Here is a 17,176-nt window from a genome sequence, read left to right as displayed (position 1 = left end):
TGTTGTCGGTGGTGCGGGTGTCCTCCTACGAGGAGGGTCTGCGGGTGATCAACGAGGGTGTGTACGGCAACGGCACGGCCATCTTCACCAACGACGGGGGCGCCGCGCGGCGTTTCCAGCACGAGGTGGAGGTCGGGATGGTCGGGATCAACGTGCCGATCCCGGTGCCGATGGCGTTCTACAGTTTCGGGGGGTGGAAGTCGTCGTTGTTCGGCGACACGCATGTGCACGGCAGTGAGGGTGTGCACTTCTACACGCGGGGGAAGGTGGTGACCTCGCGCTGGCTGGATCCCTCGCACGGCGGGGTGAACCTCGGCTTCCCCACGAACGGGTAACTCGTCCTCACGGCCGGGAGGGACCGGCGTCCCTCCCGGTCCCCTCCCCGGTAAGCTCCAGCACACCGGACAAGGGGGGACATCGTGAAACGCCTTCGCACATCCGCCATGGCGCTGGCCGTGGCGGCGCTGGTCACCGGCACGGGCGCGACGTCCCCGACCCCCAAGGCGACGCCGTCCCCCACGCCCACGGCCACCCAGAGCGACGGCACGCTGCAGATCCTCACCTACCGCGGCTACGCCGAGTACGGCGGCGTCAGCCCCAAGGCCAACTGGGTCGGCTCCTTCGAGAAGGAGACCGGCTGCCGCATCGCCCGGCTCGACACCGTGCGCACCGCCGAGGAGATGGCCGCCAAGGTCGGCGAGCGCCCCTACGACGTGATCTCGGCCGGCCCGGCGCTGGCCGGCGACCTGAGCGCGCGCAAGCAGGTGCAGCCGGTCGACCCGGCCAAGGTGGCCGGCTACGACGACCTCGACGAGCGCTTCCGCGAGATGGGCGAGGTGTCCGGCAAGGTCTACGGGGTGCCGTACCTGTGGGGCTATCACGAGTTCGTCTACGACGCGGCCAAGGTCAAGGGCGCGAGCCTGGATCAGGCGTTCGCCTCCGACCGGGTCGCGTTGCGCGACAGCCCGATGACGATCGCCGACGCCGCGCTGACCGACAACACGGTCAAGGACCCGTACGAGCTGAGCCGGGCGCAGTTCGACCGGGCCGTGGCGCTGCTCGGGCAGCACAAGGAACGCACCTACTGGAAGAAGCCGATCGACCTGGTCAAGGGCTTCGCCACCGGGGCGCTGGATTACGCGCAGGCCACACCGTACTATCGCCTGCTGCTGGATAAGGCCGGGAAACCGGTCAAGGCGGTCGCCGCCAAGAAGACCACCGGCTGGCTCGACTCCTGGATGCTCGGCGCCAACCTGCCCGACACCACCTGTGCCTACCGCTGGCTGACCTGGATGACCTCGGCCGACGCCCAGCGTGACGCCGCCTCCTGGGTGGGCCTCGCCCCGGCCAACGACAAGGCGTGCAAGGGCCGGGGCAAGTCGATCTGCGACGTCTACGGGGTCGGCGACGCCAAGCGGCTGGCCCGCGTCGCCTTCGCCGTCCGCCCGCCGGGGGATTGCCGCGGCGAGGACGGGGAATGCACTGATTACGCCGTCTGGGCCAAACAGTGGGACGCGCTTGCCGGATAGGTGAGATCGCAGCCCCCCGCTTGACCCCATCGCGGGCGCGCTCTTCCCCCGGGTGCGCCTGCTGAGACGCCCCGGGCCTTCCCCCCGTCCCGGGGCGTCTCGCTGTTCTCCGGAGCTTCTTCCTGCATGTTCTCGGCCCAAAAATTCGACTGAATGACCAGTCAGTGAGTATGGTCTCTTCATGAGAATCCTGCTCGTCGGCGCCGGAGGCGTCGGCTCCGCCGTTGTCCCCATCGCCGCCCGCCGACATTTCTTTGAACACATCGTGGTGGCCGACTCCCAACAGAGCCGGGCGGCCCGCGCGGTCGCCGCCGTGGACGACCCGCGGTTCACCGCCATCCAGCTCGACGCCTCCGACCGGGACCAGGTCGCCGCGGCGCTCCGGGAGCACCGCTGTGACGTGTTGTTCAACGCGGTCGACCCGCGCTTCACCATGCCGCTGTTCGAGGCCGCGCTGGAGGCCGGGGCCCACTACCTGGACATGGCGATGTCGTTGTCCAAGCCGCATCCGCGCGAGCCGTACCGCAAGCCCGGGGTGAAGCTCGGCGACCGGCAGTTCGAGCGCGACGGCGAGTGGCGCGGCGCGGGCCGGCTCGCGCTGGTCGGGATGGGTGTCGAGCCGGGGCTCGCGGACGTGTTCGCCCGCTACGCCGCCGACCACCTGTTCGAGGAGATCGACGAGATCGGCATCCGGGACGGCGCCAACCTCGTGGTGGACGGCTACGACTTCGCGCCCACGTTCTCCATCTGGACCACGATCGAGGAGTGCCTGAACCCGCCCGTCGTCTGGGAGGACGGCCAGTGGCGCACCACCGAGCCGTTCAGCGAGCCGGAGGTGTTCGACTTCCCCGACGGCATCGGTCCCGTGGAGTGCGTGAACGTCGAGCACGAGGAGGTGCTGCTGGTCCCGAGGTGGATCCCGGCCCGGCGGGTGACGTTCAAGTACGGGCTCGGCGAGGAGTTCATCGGCGTGCTCAAGACGCTGCGCAAGCTGGGCCTCGACAGCGCCGACAAGATCAGGGTGGGCGGCGCGGAGGTGGCGCCGCGCGACATGGTGGCCGCGAGCCTGCCCGACCCGGCGACGCTGGGCGCCCGCATGCGCGGCAAGACCTGCGCGGGCACGTGGGTCAAGGGCACCGGCAAGGACGGCTCGCCGCGCGAGGTGTACCTGTACCACGTGGTGGACAACGAGTGGTCGATGCGGGAGTACGGCTCCCAGGCCGTCGTGTGGCAGACGGCGATCCACCCGGTCGTCGCGCTGGAGCTGGTCGCGACCGGGGTGTGGAAGGGCGAGGGCGTGCTCGGCCCCGAGGCGTTCGACGCGGTGCCGTTCCTCGACCTGCTGCGCGAGTACGGCTCGCCGTGGGGCCTGCGCAAGGCCGCGGCGGCGGCCTGACGGCCGGGGCCGCGGTCGACGAACGGGCGTCGGCTGAGGGCCGGGGGCCGCGGCTAGCGGCCCGGGAAGGCCACCACGGTCGCCATGGGAGCGGGCAGGAGCGCCTCGGCGCATTCGGTGCAGGCGAGCACGGAGGAGTTGTCGGGCAGCTTGCCGACGCGGACCCGGGGCCGCGGCCACCGCTTGTGACAGACCACGCAGGCGTCGCCGTCGCGCTGGGCCAGGCTCAGGCCCTCAGGGTCGAACGTCAACATACTCCGTGCCGTTCTGGTGGGACCCCAGTTCATCACGCTCCCAGCTGCCATCGCCCCTCCGCATGTCCGGATCCGTTATAACCCTGACCGAGGCCGTGATCGTCTAGCTGAGCGTCAAGCCAGGGTGAATTCTCTACCCGAGTGACATCTGTTACACACACAAAATCGGGCATCCAGCCGCAAGCTGGATGCCCGATTTTTCGGTCTTTGCTACAGAGCGGAGATGGCCTTCTCCAAGATCCCCAGGCCCTCCTCAAGCAGGTGCTCGGGCATGACGAGCGGGGGCAGGAAACGCAGCACGTTGCCGTACGTGCCGGCGGTCAGGACCACCAGGCCCTCGGCGTGGCAGCGCTTGACGATCTCCTGGACGGCGGCCGGGTCGGGGTTCTTCGTCCCGGGCTCGACCAGCTCGATCGCGATCATCGCGCCGCGCCCGCGCACGTCGCCGATCACCGGGAACCGCTCCTGGAGCGCCCGGAGGCGGGGGAGCATGATCTCGCCGATGCGGCGGGCCTTGGCGACCAGGTCCTCCGACTCGATCGTCTCCAGGACGCCGAGCGCGGCCGCGCAGGCCAGCGGGTTGCCGCCGTACGTGCCGCCCAGGCCGCCGACGTGCACCATGTCCATCAGGTCGGCGCGGCCGGTCACGGCGGCCAGCGGCAGGCCGCCCGCGATGCCCTTGGCGGTGCAGATGATGTCGGGCACGACGCCCTCGTCCTCGCAGGCGAACAGGTCACCGGTGCGCGCGAACCCGGTCTGGACCTCGTCGGCCACGAACACGATGCCGTTCGCCCGGCAGAACTCGGCGATCCTCGGCAGGAAACCCCGCGCCGGGACGATGAAGCCGCCCTCGCCGGCGATCGGCTCGATCACCACGGCGGCCACGTTCTCGGCCCCGACCTGCTTGTTGATCTGGTCGATGGCCTGCGCGGCGGCCTCCTCCGCGCAGTTCTCCGCGCCCGTCGGCCAGCGGAACGGGTAGGCCAGCGGCACCCGGTACACCTCGGGCGCGTACGGGCCGAAGCCCTGCTTGTACGGCATGTTCTTGGCGGTCATGGTCATCGAGAGCAGCGTGCGGCCGTGGTAGCCGTGGTCGAACACCACGACGGCCTGCCTGCCGGTGGCGCTGCGGGCGACCTTGACCGCGTTCTCGACGGCCTCGGCGCCCGAGTTCACCAGGAACGTACGCTTCTCGTGGTCGCCGGGGGTCAGCTCGTTGAGCTTCTCGCAGACCTGCACGTACGACTCGTACGGGGTGACCATGAAACAGGTGTGCGTGAAGTCGGCCACCTGCTTCTGAACGCGCTCGACGACCTTCGGCGCGGAGTTGCCCACGTTGGTCACGGCGATGCCGGAGCCGAAGTCGATCAGAGAGTTCCCGTCGGCGTCCTGCACGATGCCGCCGCCGGCGCGGGTGACGAAAACCGGCAGCGTGGTGCCGATGCCGGACGGTACGGCGGCCTGCTTGCGGGCCAGCAGCTCCTGCGACTTGGGGCCTGGGATCGCGGTCACGAGGCGCCGCTCCTGGGGAATGCTCATGTGCTCGACGCTACGTCGGCCTCCCACCTGCGCCGATACGTCGATATGGCACACTGGGGGTGCTCGCCTTTGCCGGAATGGACAAACTCGTATGGCACCTTCGCTGCGCACCGTGGTGCGACGGATGGGTTTGCGTCCGCTGGCCGGCGCCGCCGCCCCCGACGCGCTCGACGTGGCGGTGCGCTGGGTGGCGGTCAGCGAGCTGGAGGACCCGACCCCGTTCCTGGAGGGGGCGGAGCTGCTGCTTACGACGGGCATCCGCCTGGAAGGCGACCTGTCTGGATATGTCGCCCGGCTGGTGGGCCGTGGGGTGGCCGGGCTCGGCTTCGGCGTCGGGCTCTCCCACGAGCACGTGCCCGACGCCCTGGTCCGGGCCGCCGACGCGGCCGGGCTGCCGCTGTTCGAGGTGCCGCGCGAGACGCCGTTCATCGCAATCGGCAAGGTGGTCAGCGAGCTGCTGGCGGCCGAGCAGTACGACGAGATCACCCGGGCCTTCGCCGCGCAAGGGCGGCTCACGCGGGCGGCGCTGCGGCCGGAGGGCATGCACGCGGTCATCGACCGGGTGGCCAAGGAGATCGACGGCTGGGCCGCCCTGCTCGACGAGACGGGCGAGGTCCGCCATGCCACCCGGGGCGCGGACGTACCGGTGGTGGCGGCCGAACTGCGCCGCCTGCGCTCCGGCGGCCGCGGCGGTCCTGGTGGTCCTGGCGGTCCCGGTGGTCCCGGGCGGCCTCAGCCGGAGGCGGCCGGCGACGGTGAGCGTCCGCAGGCCGGTGCCCAGCCCGTGGAGCGGGCTCGCGGGGGTGCGCAGGCGGGGGAGCGGGCTCGCGGGGCTGTGCAGGCGGGGGAGCGGGCCCGTGGGGGTGCGCAGGTGGGTGAACGCCTGCCGGCCAGCCTCTCGTTGTCCGGGCCCGGTGAGCACATCGTGATCCAGCCGCTCGGCGGCGGTCCCCGGCCGCGTGGCTTCTTCGCGGTCGGCGCCCGCAAGCCCTTCTCGCCGGTGACCCACACGGTGATCAACGCCGCCGGCTCGCTGCTCACGCTCGCCATGGAGCAGGGCAGGGCCCAGCGGGAGGCCGGGCGGCTGCTGCGTTCGGCCGTCCTTGAGCTGCTGCTCGGCGGGGCCGTGGAGCAGGCGCGCGCGGTGGTCGGGCCGCTCGGCGCCCGGCTGCCCGGCGAGCCGCTGGTGGTCCTGGCGGCGGGCGCGGGAGCGCTGGAGACCCTGGAACCCCACGGCTTCACGGCGCTGCTCGACAACGGCGACCAAGGCGGTGGCCAAGGCGGCGACCAGGGCGACAGCCAGGGCAGCGGTCAAGGCGGCGGACAAGGCGGCCGGGGCCACAACGGCGGTGGCGGGGGTGGGCCGGTGGCGGTCTGTCTGGTGGCAGAGGCGCAGGCGGAGAAGGTGGCGCGGGAGGTGGAGGGGGCGGTCGGTCTCAGCTCACCCTGCCGGTACGACGGCCTGCGCTCCGGGCTCGACCAGGCCCGCCGCGCGCTGGCCCGCAGCGACGGCGGCCCGGTGCGCTTCGCCGACCTGGCCGGACAGGGCCTGCTCGAACTGCTGGACGCCGACGCCCTGCGCGCGTTCTCCGGCGCGCTGCTGGCCGCCCTGACCGCCTACGGCTCCCGTGCCGACCTCATCGAGTCGTTGCGCGCCTACCTCGACAGCAACGGCCACTGGGACGCCGCCGCCCAGCGCCTCGGCATCCACCGGCACACCCTGCGCTACCGCATGCGCCGCGTCGCCGAACTCCTCGGCCGCGACCTCGACGACCCCGGGGTGCGCGCCGAACTCTGGCTCGCCCTGGAGGCGGCCCGCCGCTGACCCGGACGCCGGCCCGGGTGCCGGCCCGGGTACGGTCAGCGGCCGGGAGCGGACGGCAGGCTGTCCTTGTCCACCAGGTAGCAGCAGATCGTGGCCAGCGTGACCGCCTCGTACGTGCGGTCGTCCCGCAGGTGGCCGGCCCGTTCGAGGCTGATCGCGCCCTGCGCGGCGGCCCACAGCGCGTCGGCGATCTTGCGCGGCTGGGTCGGCACGAGGTAACCGGCCGAGATGCAGTCGGCGATCACCCGGTCGAGGATGTTCAGCGCGGCGCGGGCGAGGGTCCTGGCCCGTTCGCTTGGCTCGAAGCCGGGGATGGCCCGTTCGAACATCAGGCTGTAGTAACCCGGCTCGGTCAGGCACGCCTGGCGGTAGGCGGGGCCGAGCGCGGTCAGGTACTCCAGGGGGTTGCGCCGCTGCGGGACCGCCTCCAGAAACCGGCGGAAACGCTCGAAACCCTCCAGGTACAAGGCCTCGGCCAGGCCCTCCCGGTTGCCGAACATCGTGTAGATGACCGTCGTGGTGCAGCCGGCCTCGGCCGCGATCCTGCGCATGGTCAGGCTGTCGGGCCCCTCGCTCCGGAGCAGGTTGACGGCCACGTCGAGCAGGCGGGAGCGGAGTTCGTCGTGAGTGGCGCGTTCGCCGAGCAGGTAGGCGCCCTGAAGGCCCAGCGGCGTCGAGGTCATGCGACCTCCCCAGCGACCAAGGAGCTCAGCGTCCTTGTGACCTCACGCTGTTCGGTCACGGGGCCCACGCCTTTCTGAAGTCGGGGGCCCACCGCGCTGGAGACCCGCATCCGATGACTTAGCCATGGCGGAGATCGCTCAAACCACTCCGCATGGTAAACATCCCGAATTGGGTCTACTTCCGTTACATCATGGGTATACACCAGAGCTTGTACTTAACGGTGAGCGCTCATGGGAGTCTTGTGCACCGTGGTGTAAATCCCCGGTCTCCCGCTTGGCATAACGTCGTGGGTATGGACGTGCGTACCTTCTGGCTTGCCGGCCGGCCCGCCACCGGCGAAACCGATCTCACCGTGACCAATCCCCATGACGGTCGTGCGGTCGGCCGGTACTCCGTACCGACCGATGCCCAGGTCGAGGAGGCCGTCGCGGCCGCGCACGCGGTCTCGCGCGAGGCCGCCGCGCTGCCCGTGCACGTACGTGCCGAGGCCCTGGCCCACGTCTCGCGCCGGCTGGCCGCGCGGGCCGACGAGATCGCCCACCTGATCACCGCCGAGAACGGCAAGCCGATCTTCTGGGCCCGCGGCGAGGTCAACCGGGCCGTCTCCACGTTCCGCTTCGCCGCCGAGGAGGCCCGCCGCTGGTCGGGCCAGGCACAGCGGCTCGACACCGAGCCGGCCGCCGCGGGCCGCCTCGCCTACGTCTCCCGCGTGCCCAAGGGACCGGTGCTGGCGATCACCCCGTTCAACTTCCCGCTGAACCTGGTCGCCCACAAGGTCGCGCCCGCCATCGCCGTCGGCGCCCCGATCATCATCAAGCCCGCCCCCGCCACGCCGCTGTCCTCGCTGGTCCTCGGCGAGATCCTGGCCGAGACCGACCTGCCCGCGGGCATGTTCTCGGTGCTGCCCGTCCAGAACGAGCGCGCCGCCGCCCTCGTGGACGACCCCCGCCTGCCCGTGGTCTCCTTCACCGGCTCCGCGCCCGTCGGCTACTCCATCGCCGACCAGGTGCCGCGCAAGCACGTGACCCTGGAGCTGGGCGGCAACGCGGCGGCCGTCGTGCTCGCCGACGCCGACCTCGACTGGGCCGCGCAGCGCGTCGCCCTGTTCTCCAACTACCAGGCCGGCCAGAGCTGCATCGCCGTCCAGCGGGTGATCGTCGAGCAGCCGGTCTACGACGCGTTCGTCGAGCGGCTGCTGCCGGCCGTGGCCGGGCTCGTGACGGGTGACCCCGCCGACGAGAAGACGCAGGTGGGGCCGCTGGTGTCGGAGGCCGCCGCCGAGCGCGTCGAGCAGTGGGTCAAGGAGGCGGTCGCCGGTGGCGCCCGCGTCCTGGCCGGGGGCACCCGCGAGGGCGCCACGGTCGCGCCGACGGTGCTGGCCGACGTCCCGCACGACGCCAAGGTGGCCTGCGAGGAGGTCTTCGGCCCGGTCATGATCCTCCAGCCGGCCGCCTCGATCGACGAGGCGTACGCGATGGTGAACGACTCCAAGTACGGCCTTCAGGCCGGCGTGTTCACCCGTTCCCTCGACGCCGCGTTCCGGGCCAACCGGGAGCTGGAGGTCGGCGGCGTGATCATCGGCGACGTGCCGTCGTACCGGGCCGACCAGATGCCGTACGGCGGCGTGAAGGACTCCGGCATCGGCCGCGAGGGTGTGCACTCGGCCATGGAGGACCTGACCTACGAGAAGGTCATGGTGCTGACCGGCCTGTCGCTCTGAAACCCGGGAACCCCCGTGCCCGGAAGGGCACGGGGGTTCCGTGAAACGCCGTGGCGGGCCGCCGGGCGCCGGTCTCAGGCGCGTTCGGCGGTCGCGTAGACCGCCTTGGCGGCCTCGCCGAAGTACGGGCCGTACATGGTGTGCTGGTCGTCGCTGTACTTGAAGCTGCTCAGCGACGTGATCGTGCCGCGCCCGGTCATCGGGTCGAAGTCGGACATCCAGGGGCCGCCGCTCGACCCGGCCGTCATGGCGCAGCCGAGCCCCTGGTCGTGCGTCTGCTTGTACGGGTCGTCGCGCAGCCGCCCCGCGCAGTAGACCAGCCGGTCGCCGTCGTAGGGCGGGTCGGCCGGGTAGCCGAAGCCGTAGGTCTGGCCGCCGCGCCGGGCGTTGAAGGCGATGTCCTGGGTGCCCACCACGTCGGCGACGTGCCGGCCGCCCGAGGTGGTCAGGGCGACCATGCCCACGTCGTGGTTGTCGTCGGCGGAGCGCGACCAGGGCGCGGCGACGAACATGCGGCGGGCCGCGTACTGGCCGTAGGGCTGCTCGCCGCCCCTGCCGTAGCCGGGGACGAACGTCCAGTTCTCGGCCCATTCGCCCTGGCCGTCCTTGACGCAGTGGCCGGCGGTGACGACGAGGTCCTTGCTGGCGCTGCTGACCGTGCTGGCCGAGCAGACGAAGTCGGCGCCCGCCAGCGTCAGGAATACCCGGCCGGTGGTCCTGGTCACGGCCCCGCCCGTGCTCCAGCGCGAGCCGATCGTGCTGGCCTGCGGCCTGGACGACGCCTGGTGCCGGCGGCCCAGGTTGATCTCGGTGTGGCCGCCGGACACGTCCGGCCTCGCCTGTACGCCGCCGTGCCGGGTCATGCCGCTGAGCAGGTCGCCGGTGACGGGGTCGAGCAGGCCGCGGCCGTCGGTCACGGTGTCGAGCAGGCCGATGGGAAGGGCCGCCGCCATGCGCTGCGGGGTCCAGTAGCCGAGCACGCGCCGCTGCTCGGCGCGGCCGGGGGCGGCCTCGTGCTCGACCACCAGGGCCTCCCGGGCCGCGGAGTGCTGCACGGCGGCGGGACGATCAACCTGCTGCTGGCCTGGGACCGCGCCGAGGATCGTCGGTCCCATCAACCCCGCGATCAGCGGAGCGGCCGCGAGCAGGGGGTTGCTCAGGGTCATGGGCCCCGAGTGTGCACCACGAGATGTGTTCTTGTGGCTACTTTCCGTAAATTGATCAGACTGCGTTGATGTTTTGCGCGGCTTGGTAGACGGCCTGGGCTTCGTTTCCGAAATACGGGCCGAACATCCAGTTGGGGGCGAAGTTGTATTTGAAACTGTTGACGGAATTCTGCGTGCCGAGACCGGTCGACTCGTTGAGGTTCGGCATCCAGGGGCCGCCGCTCGCGCCGCCGGTCATGTCGCAGGTCGGCCCGAGGTCGCCGGAGAGCCGCGCCGCTGGTTGAAGGCCACGCCCTGGCCGCCCACCACGTCCACCAGGCTCTTGCCGTCCAGCTGGGCCGCGACGGCGGGCGGAGCCTGCCACGGGGTGCCCGCGGTGGGTTCGCCGGGTTCGCCGGGTTCGGCCGCCGAGCTGCGGCCCGCCTTGCCGCCGCTCTTCGGCGCGGGGAGGTCGAGCGGCCGCGCGCTCTCCATGCGTCCCTCGGTCCAGTACCGGGTGACCTGCCGTTGCTCGGACGTCGAGTCCGCGGCGGCGTGCCAGGCGGGGCGGGGGGCCGCGCCGGCCTGCGCCGCGGTGCCGGGGAGCAGGGCAAATCTGCGGTGCATTACGTAACCTCCCGAAACCGGATCTGGGGTTGGAAGGCAGCCGCACGATTATCGGGATTTCTCAAGAAATGCGCGTTCCGATATAGCGATATTCAGACATAAATGGCTTGCATTATCTCGCGTCACATAAGAAGCGAGATCGGGCTCTTGGGCCCCTCACGTGCCCGGCAGCCCCCGGCAGCGGGGACAATGGACAGGTGCATGCAAAGACCCTCCGCTCCGTCGTCGTGCTCGGCTCCACCGGCTCGGTCGGCACCCAGGCCCTCGACGTCATCGCCGCCAACCCTGGCGGGTTCAAGGTCGCCGGCCTCGCGGCCGGGGGCGGCCGGGTCGACGTGCTGGCCGCGCAGGCGGCCGCGTTCGACGTGGAGGTCGTCGCGGTGGCCGACGCCGCCGCCGTCCCGGCGCTGAAGGAGGCGCTGGCCGCGCGTGGGGCGTCCCCCGTCGTGCTGGGCGGCCATGAGGGCGTCGCCGAGGTCGCGGCCTGGCAGTGCGACACCGTGCTCAACGCCATCACCGGCGCCCTGGGCCTGACCTCGACGCTGGTCGCGCTGGAGGCGGGCCGCACACTCGCGCTGGCCAACAAGGAGTCCCTGATCATCGGCGGGCCGCTGGTCAAGCGGCTGGCCAGGCCGGGCCAGATCCTCCCGGTCGACTCCGAGCACTCGGCGCTGCAACAGTGCCTGTGGGCGGCCGGCCCCGGCGGCTACGACCCGGCCGGCGTCCGGCAGCTCGTGATCACCGCCAGCGGCGGCCCGTTCAGGGGCATGAAGCGCGAGGAGATGGCCGACGTCACGCCCGAGATGGCGATGGCCCACCCCACCTGGTCCATGGGCCCCGTCATCACCATCAACTCCGCCACCCTGGTCAACAAGGGGCTTGAGGTCATCGAGGCCCACCTGCTGTTCGACCTCGGCTTCGACCGCATCGAGGTGGTGGTCCACCCGCAGTCCGTGATCCACTCCATGGTCGAGTACGTCGACGGCTCCACCATCGCCCAGGCCAGCCCGCCCGACATGCGCCTGCCGATCGCGCTCGCCGCGCCGCACCCGGCCCGCGTGCCGGGCGCGGCCAGGCCCGTCGACTGGACCAAGGCCCACACCTGGACCTTCGAGCCGCTCGACGACACCGCCTTCCCGGCCGTCGCGCTGGCCAGGCACGTCGGCGCCGAGGGCGGCACCGCGCCCGCCGTCTACAACGCCGCCAACGAGACCTGCGTCGAGGCGTTCAGCAGGGGCGGCCTGCGCTTCCCCGCGATCGTCGACACCGTCGCCAAGGTCGTCGAGGAGCACCGCGTCACCCCGGCCTCCAGCGTGGAGGAGGTGCTGGCCGCCGCCGCCTGGGCCCGGGCCCGTGCGGCCGAACTCACAGCCGGGCAGTCCTTCTAGCTACCTAGACTGGGTAGCGTCGTCACACCTAAGGGTAGAAATGTCTTCTGTAGCACTTGGCATCCCGACGGTCCGCCCCAAGCCGCTCGCCGAACGCCGGCACTCCCGCCAGATCATGGTCGGCAGCGTTCCCGTGGGCGGCGACGCGCCCGTCTCCGTCCAGTCGATGACGACGACGGTCACCGCCGACATCAACGCGACGTTGCAGCAGATCGCCGAGCTGACCGCGTCCGGCTGCCAGATCGTGCGCGTGGCCGTCCCGTCGCAGGACGACGCGGACGCGCTGCCGATCATCGCGAAGAAGTCGCAGATCCCGGTCATCGCCGACATCCACTTCCAGCCGAAGTACGTGTTCGCGGCCATCGAGGCCGGCTGTGCGGCGGTCCGCGTCAACCCCGGCAACATCAAGAAGTTCGACGACAAGGTGGGCGAGATCGCCAGGGCGGCCGCCGACCACGGCGTGCCGATCAGGATCGGCGTCAACGCCGGCTCGCTCGACCCCCGCCTGCTCCAGAAGTACGGCAAGGCCACGCCCGAGGCGCTGGTGGAGTCCGCGCTGTGGGAGTGCTCGCTGTTCGAGGAGCACGGGTTCAGGGACATCAAGATCTCGGTCAAGCACAACGACCCGGTCGTGATGATCAACGCCTACCGGCTGCTCGCCGCCAAGTGCGACTACCCGCTCCACCTCGGCGTCACCGAGGCCGGCCCCGCCTTCCAGGGCACGGTCAAGTCGGCCGTGGCGTTCGGCGCGCTGCTGGCCGAGGGCATCGGCGACACCATCCGCGTCTCGCTGTCCGCGCCTCCGGTCGAGGAGGTCAAGGTCGGCGCCCAGATCCTGGAGTCGCTGGGGCTGCGCGAGCGGGGGCTGGAGATCGTCTCCTGCCCGTCGTGCGGCCGGGCCCAGGTCGACGTCTACACGCTGGCCGAGCAGGTCCAGGCGGGTCTGGAGGGGCTCAAGGTCCCGCTGCGGGTGGCCGTCATGGGCTGCGTGGTCAACGGCCCCGGCGAGGCCCGCGAGGCCGACCTCGGCGTCGCGTCCGGCAACGGCAAGGGCCAGATCTTCGTCAAGGGCGAGGTCATCAAGACCGTGCCCGAGTCGCAGATCGTCGAGACGCTGATCGAGGAGGCGCTGCGGCTGGCCGACGAGATGGGCGTCGAGATCGACCTCGACGACGACGTCTCCGGCCCGCAGGTGACCGTGGGCTGAATGCCCCCGAGGCCCGATCACCCGTAGCAATGGGCCCATTACAAAGTGGCAAGTGTTTTCCCATACCCAGAGTCATGACCCGGTTGCTCGCGGGAGCATCACAGGGCCATGACATGGGGGAGGGGCTGGGTGAAGCGGGTATTCAGTGTTGCCGTCGGCATCGCGGTGCTGGTCGCCGGGGTGGTCAGCGCGGACGGTGTGGCGTCGGCCGGCAAGGGCGTGGCTCTGGGGGCGCAGGAGGTGGACTGGGGGCCCTGCCAGGCGAAGGAGGGCAAGACGGTCCCGGCGAACCTGGAGTGCGCCACCGTACGCGTGCCGCTCGACTACCACGACCCCTGGGGGCAGTCGATCAAGCTGGCGATCAACCGCATCAAGGCCAAGGTGTCCAGGGACGGCAACCATCTCGGCACGCTGCTGATCAATCCGGGCGGGCCGGGGGCCTCGGGCCGGGACCTGACCGAGTTCGTCTCGAACGGGCTGCCGAACCGGCTGGGTGAACGCTACGACGTCGTCGGGTTCGACCCGCGCGGGGTCGGCGGCAGCGAGCCGTCCCTCCACTGCGTGGACCCCGGCACCTACTACCGCGCGCCGCGGCCGGACGCGGTCCCGCACTCGGCGGCCGACGAGACCAGGCTCCTGGCCAGGGCGAACGAGTACGCCACCCGCTGCGGTGACTTCTGGGCCTGGATGTTGCCCCACCTGACGACCGAGAACTCGGCCAGGGACATGGACACCATCAGGGCGGCGCTGGGCGAGGAGAAGATCAGCTACCTGGGCTACTCGTATGGCACCTACCTCGGCGCCGTCTACGCGACCCTGTTCCCGCAGCGGGTCAGGCGGCTCGTCATGGACAGCACGGTCGACCCCGGAGGCGTCTGGTACCGGTCGAACCTGGGCCAGGACGTCGCCTTCGAACGCCGCCACCGCGCCTTCCTGGCCTGGACGGCCCGCCACAACGACGTCTACCGGCTGGGCGGCACGCTGAAGCAGACCTCGTTCGCCTACTACGCCATGCTGGACCGCCTGCGCACCCGCGCGGCCGGCGGCGTGGTGGGGCCGAGCGAGCTCGATGACACCTTCACCCTGGCCGGGTACACCGACCGGGTGTGGCCGGAGTTCGCGCGGGCCTGGTCCGCCTACGTCCGCAAGGGCGACGTGAAGCCGCTGGTCGACTCCTACAACCGGCGCGGCAAGAACGACGCCGACGACGAGAACGGCTACGCCGTCTACCTCGGCGTGCAGTGCCGCGACGCCGCCTGGCCGCGCGACTGGACCAGGTGGCGGACCGACATGACCGCGCTGCACCGCCGGGCGCCGTTCCTGACCTGGCCGAACGCCTGGTTCAACGCGCCCTGCGCGTTCTGGAAGGTCAGGGGCGGGACGCCGGTCACGGTGCACGCCTCGCCGAAGTTGCCGCCGGTCCTGATGTTGCAGTCGCGCGACGACGCGGCGACGCCGTTGCGGGGGGCGCTGGCCATGCACCGGCGATTCCCGCGGGCGGGCATGGTGATCGACGAGGGCGGCAACCACGGTGTGTCGCTGGCCGGCAACCGGTGCGTGGACGGCTACCTCGCGGCGTACCTGGCCGATGGCACGCTTCCGGCGCGGACCGTGTCCTGCGCGGCCCTTCCGGACCCGAGCCCGGCCGCCCACATGGCGTCAGGAGGCGTGCCGGGTCACGATCGGCTCACCGACGTGCTCACCCGTTGAGCTAATCGGGGGTCGTTCGCGTAGTCTGACCATGTGATGCTGCGTACATCGGCGTCGCGCGTGCTCGACGACAGCGACCGGGACGAAGTTCTCGCCCTGCTTGACTGCGATCCGGTCGCCAACGTCTTCGTCTCCTCCCGGGTGCGGGCCGTCGGACTCAACCCGGCGCGTCTCGGCGGGCAGATGTGGGGGTTCGGGCCGCGCGGCGGGCTCGTGTCGCTCTGTTACGCCGGAGCCAACATGGTGCCGGTCAACGCCGGCCCCGAGGCCGTGCACGCCTTCGCGGACCGTGCGCGCAAGCAGGGGCGCAGGTGCTCGTCCATCGTGGGGCCGGTCGAGGCGGTGTCCCTGCTGTGGGAGCGGCTGGAGCCGCACTGGGGCAGGGCGCGCGCCATCCGGTGGGCGCAGCCGGTCATGGCGACCTCCGCCAAGCCGCCCGTACCGGCCGATCCGCTGGTGCGCCGGGTGCGGCCGGAGGAGTTCGAGATCGTGTTGCCGGCGTGCGTGGCGATGTTCACCGAGGAGGTGGGCGTCTCGCCCAACCTCGGCGACGGTGGCGCGCTCTACCGCACCCGGGTGGCCGAGCTGATCCGCATCGGCCGCTCCTACGCGCGCATCGACGACGGCCGGGTGGTGTTCAAGGCGGAGGTCGGGGCGGTCACGCCGCAGGCCTGCCAGATCCAGGGTGTGTGGGTGGCCCCCGAGCTGCGCGGCAAGGGCCACGCGGTGGCGGGCATGGCGGCGGTCGTGGAGGCGGCGATGAGCTGCTTCGCCCCCGTGGTGTCGCTCTACGTCAACGACTTCAACCATTCGGCGCGGGCCGTCTACCGCAAGGTGGGGTTCCGCGAGGTCGACACCTTCATGTCCGTGTTGTTCTAGCGGAGCGCCGTCCCGCCCGCGTGGACGGGCGGCGGGCGTGCGGTCAGAGGCGTACCAGCTTGTCGAAGAGCCGGGCCAGCTCGGTGTCGGGGTCGGCGGTGAGCCCCGCGTGCACCGGGCCGGTCTGGACGATCGTGCTGCGCGGCGCGGTCAGCCAGCGGAACCGGCCGCCCAGCGGCTCGGCGGCGAGGGGGCCCGGCCGGTCGCCGCAGGCCAGCTCGTACGCGCTGAGCGCGTTGCGCACGCCGTCGACGTCCGCGCCCGGGTCGAGGGCACGCAGGCGGGCGGGGTCGAGCTGGACGCGGGCACACAGGTAGTCGCGCGGCTGGCAGTAGAGCAGCACACCGGCGTTGATCAGCTCGCCGCGCTCGACCTTGGGCATGACGCGGATCACCGCGTACTCGTAGACGTCTCTGGTCACCGGCTGCCTCCCCGCCAGAACTGGCCGACCGACCCGGGCCCGGACGTGCCGCGGTCCTTCGCCGGGCCGCGCTTCAGCCACTCGCGCGGCCCGTGCGCGCGCCGCAGCAGATGGTCGGTGTAAGCCTCGCGCACGGCCCCCGCCGAGTCGAACCCCGGCTCGCCGTCGAGCCATTCGTCCGGCACCAGGGCCGTCACCTCGTCGAGCAGCTCGCGGGTGATCCGGCCGGCCAGGTCGTCGCCCGCGGCCTCCGCGTCGGGCGCGAACGGCGCGAGCACGTGGTCGCCCGCGTCGAACACGCGCTGCGGGTCGGCCGTGCGCCAGTTGTGGTGGAACCACAGGGCCGCGCCGTGGTCGATGAGCCAGGTGTCGCGGTGCCAGACCAGGAGATTGGGGTTGCGCCAGCTCCGGTCGACGTTGTGGATCAGGCCGTCGAACCACACCACCCTGGAGGCGAACACCGGGTCGGGGATCCAGCCGAGCGGGTCGAACCCGAGCGCGCCGGGTAGGAAGTCGATCGCCAGGTTGAGGCCGGTGCTGGCCTTGAGCAGGTCTTGGACCTCCTCGTCAGGCTCCCGGATGCCGAGCTGCGGGTCGAGGTCGATGAGCTTGAGCTCGGGGGTGCGCAGCCCGAGCCGGCGGCCCAGCTCGGCGGCGATGATCTCCGCGACGAGCACACGACGGCCCTGGCCCGCCTCGCGGAACTTCACGACGTACGTGCCGAGGTCATCGGCCTCGACGACTCCGGGCAGCGACCCGCCCTCCCGCAGCGGGGTCACATATCGGGTGGCTGCGATCTTTTCCAGCACGGCACGAGGCTATCGTCCCCGCGACCCCGTTCCGAAACCCCGG

General features: G+C 71.5%; 17 protein-coding genes. 9 read left to right on the top strand and 8 right to left on the bottom strand.

Features of this window, described 5'->3' with window-relative positions; genetic code table 11:
* The 3 genes from DMB42_RS48050 to DMB42_RS48040 all read left to right on the top strand — a co-directional run.
* Positions 1-335 (top strand): aldehyde dehydrogenase family protein (locus tag DMB42_RS48050; protein WP_125645369.1); only part of this gene is annotated, 335 nt, incomplete at its 5' end.
* Between the two features lie 84 nt (positions 336-419).
* Positions 420-1,529: an extracellular solute-binding protein gene (locus tag DMB42_RS48045; protein ID WP_125647358.1), complete on the top strand. Its 1,110-nt coding sequence runs from the start codon at positions 420-422 to the stop codon at positions 1,527-1,529.
* Between the two features lie 181 nt (positions 1,530-1,710).
* A complete protein-coding gene (locus DMB42_RS48040; protein ID WP_125647355.1) occupies positions 1,711-2,925 on the top strand; it encodes a saccharopine dehydrogenase family protein in 1,215 nt (404 codons plus the stop codon).
* Positions 2,926-2,978: 53 nt separating this feature from the next.
* Here the strand turns inward: DMB42_RS48040 and DMB42_RS48035 are convergent, their stop codons facing one another.
* The gene (locus DMB42_RS48035; RefSeq protein ID WP_185845254.1) at positions 2,979-3,179 is read right to left on the bottom strand and encodes a hypothetical protein; all 201 of its coding nucleotides are present in this window, start codon (positions 3,177-3,179) and stop codon (positions 2,979-2,981) included.
* A 210-nt stretch (positions 3,180-3,389) separates the two neighbouring features.
* The gene (gabT, locus tag DMB42_RS48030; RefSeq protein ID WP_125647349.1) at positions 3,390-4,718 is read right to left on the bottom strand and encodes a 4-aminobutyrate--2-oxoglutarate transaminase; all 1,329 of its coding nucleotides are present in this window, start codon (positions 4,716-4,718) and stop codon (positions 3,390-3,392) included.
* Between the two features lie 91 nt (positions 4,719-4,809).
* Between gabT and DMB42_RS55740 the strand changes: the two genes are divergently transcribed.
* Entirely contained in the window at positions 4,810-6,543 is a 1,734-nt protein-coding gene (locus tag DMB42_RS55740; RefSeq protein ID WP_260478368.1) for a PucR family transcriptional regulator, read from the top strand.
* A 35-nt stretch (positions 6,544-6,578) separates the two neighbouring features.
* Here DMB42_RS55740 and DMB42_RS48015 read toward each other — a convergent pair whose 3' ends face one another.
* On the bottom strand, positions 6,579-7,226 hold the full coding sequence (locus tag DMB42_RS48015; protein WP_125647346.1) for a TetR/AcrR family transcriptional regulator: 648 nt from the start codon (positions 7,224-7,226) through the stop codon (positions 6,579-6,581).
* A 293-nt stretch (positions 7,227-7,519) separates the two neighbouring features.
* On the opposite strand from DMB42_RS48015, the gene DMB42_RS48010 reads away from it, so the two are divergent.
* A complete protein-coding gene (locus tag DMB42_RS48010; protein ID WP_125647343.1) occupies positions 7,520-8,947 on the top strand; it encodes an aldehyde dehydrogenase family protein in 1,428 nt (475 codons plus the stop codon).
* A 74-nt stretch (positions 8,948-9,021) separates the two neighbouring features.
* On the opposite strand, the gene DMB42_RS48005 is transcribed toward DMB42_RS48010, so the two are convergent.
* From DMB42_RS48005 to DMB42_RS53870, 3 genes are read right to left on the bottom strand one after another with little or no spacing between them, the layout of a single operon-like run.
* The gene (locus tag DMB42_RS48005) at positions 9,022-10,113 is read right to left on the bottom strand and encodes a serine protease (protein ID WP_125647340.1); all 1,092 of its coding nucleotides are present in this window, start codon (positions 10,111-10,113) and stop codon (positions 9,022-9,024) included.
* A 55-nt stretch (positions 10,114-10,168) separates the two neighbouring features.
* Positions 10,169-10,351, bottom strand: a complete 183-nt coding sequence (locus DMB42_RS53875; protein WP_185845253.1) for a hypothetical protein — start codon at positions 10,349-10,351, stop codon at positions 10,169-10,171.
* Positions 10,348-10,719 carry a hypothetical protein gene (locus DMB42_RS53870; protein WP_185845252.1) on the bottom strand — a complete coding sequence of 124 codons (372 nt, stop codon included), beginning with the start codon at positions 10,717-10,719 and terminating at the stop codon, positions 10,348-10,350. Before DMB42_RS53870 ends, DMB42_RS53875 begins: the two co-directional genes overlap by 4 nt.
* 197 nt (positions 10,720-10,916) lie before the next feature.
* On the opposite strand from DMB42_RS53870, the gene dxr reads away from it, so the two are divergent.
* The 4 genes from dxr (at position 10,917) to DMB42_RS47980 (ending at position 15,903) form a co-directional block, all read left to right on the top strand.
* Positions 10,917-12,107, top strand: coding sequence for a 1-deoxy-D-xylulose-5-phosphate reductoisomerase (gene dxr / locus DMB42_RS47995; protein WP_125647337.1), 1,191 nt, complete (start codon positions 10,917-10,919; stop codon positions 12,105-12,107).
* Positions 12,108-12,147: 40 nt separating this feature from the next.
* The gene (gene ispG / locus DMB42_RS47990; RefSeq protein WP_125647334.1) at positions 12,148-13,314 is read left to right on the top strand and encodes a flavodoxin-dependent (E)-4-hydroxy-3-methylbut-2-enyl-diphosphate synthase; all 1,167 of its coding nucleotides are present in this window, start codon (positions 12,148-12,150) and stop codon (positions 13,312-13,314) included.
* A 129-nt stretch (positions 13,315-13,443) separates the two neighbouring features.
* Positions 13,444-15,024: an alpha/beta hydrolase gene (locus DMB42_RS47985; RefSeq protein ID WP_260478367.1), complete on the top strand. Its 1,581-nt coding sequence runs from the start codon at positions 13,444-13,446 to the stop codon at positions 15,022-15,024.
* A gap of 36 nt (positions 15,025-15,060) precedes the next feature.
* Complete coding sequence (locus DMB42_RS47980) at positions 15,061-15,903, top strand: GNAT family N-acetyltransferase (protein WP_125647406.1); 843 nt, start codon at positions 15,061-15,063, stop codon at positions 15,901-15,903.
* Between the two features lie 43 nt (positions 15,904-15,946).
* Here the strand turns inward: DMB42_RS47980 and DMB42_RS47975 are convergent, their stop codons facing one another.
* On the bottom strand, positions 15,947-16,324 hold the full coding sequence (locus tag DMB42_RS47975) for a DUF3037 domain-containing protein (RefSeq protein ID WP_229824995.1): 378 nt from the start codon (positions 16,322-16,324) through the stop codon (positions 15,947-15,949).
* A complete protein-coding gene (locus DMB42_RS54545) occupies positions 16,321-17,133 on the bottom strand; it encodes a HipA family kinase (protein ID WP_260478366.1) in 813 nt (270 codons plus the stop codon). The genes DMB42_RS47975 and DMB42_RS54545 overlap by 4 nt, the downstream gene beginning before the upstream one ends.
* Positions 17,134-17,176: the final 43 nt, after the last annotated feature.

Source organism: Nonomuraea sp. WAC 01424 (assembly GCF_003947315.1).
Classification (GTDB): domain Bacteria; phylum Actinomycetota; class Actinomycetes; order Streptosporangiales; family Streptosporangiaceae; genus Nonomuraea; species Nonomuraea spiralis.
Note: the sequence above shows the minus strand (reverse complement) of the source record. Positions and strands in the feature narration are given on the sequence as shown.

Bases quoted from the DNA above. Each gene is read 5' to 3' on its own strand.
- DMB42_RS48040 (WP_125647355.1), top strand. From the start codon at position 1,711: ATGAGAATCCTGCTCGTCGGCGCCGGAGGCGTCGGCTCCGCCGTTGTC.
- DMB42_RS48035 (WP_185845254.1), bottom strand. From the start codon at position 3,179: ATGTTGACGTTCGACCCTGAGGGCCTGAGCCTGGCCCAGCGCGACGGC.
- gabT (WP_125647349.1), bottom strand. From the start codon at position 4,718: ATGAGCATTCCCCAGGAGCGGCGCCTCGTGACCGCGATCCCAGGCCCC.
- DMB42_RS55740 (WP_260478368.1), top strand. From the start codon at position 4,810: ATGGCACCTTCGCTGCGCACCGTGGTGCGACGGATGGGTTTGCGTCCG.
- DMB42_RS48015 (WP_125647346.1), bottom strand. From the start codon at position 7,226: ATGACCTCGACGCCGCTGGGCCTTCAGGGCGCCTACCTGCTCGGCGAA.
- DMB42_RS48010 (WP_125647343.1), top strand. From the start codon at position 7,520: ATGGACGTGCGTACCTTCTGGCTTGCCGGCCGGCCCGCCACCGGCGAA.
- DMB42_RS48005 (WP_125647340.1), bottom strand. From the start codon at position 10,113: ATGACCCTGAGCAACCCCCTGCTCGCGGCCGCTCCGCTGATCGCGGGG.
- DMB42_RS53875 (WP_185845253.1), bottom strand. From the start codon at position 10,351: ATGACCGGCGGCGCGAGCGGCGGCCCCTGGATGCCGAACCTCAACGAG.
- DMB42_RS53870 (WP_185845252.1), bottom strand. From the start codon at position 10,719: ATGCACCGCAGATTTGCCCTGCTCCCCGGCACCGCGGCGCAGGCCGGC.
- ispG (WP_125647334.1), top strand. From the start codon at position 12,148: ATGTCTTCTGTAGCACTTGGCATCCCGACGGTCCGCCCCAAGCCGCTC.
- DMB42_RS47980 (WP_125647406.1), top strand. From the start codon at position 15,061: ATGCTGCGTACATCGGCGTCGCGCGTGCTCGACGACAGCGACCGGGAC.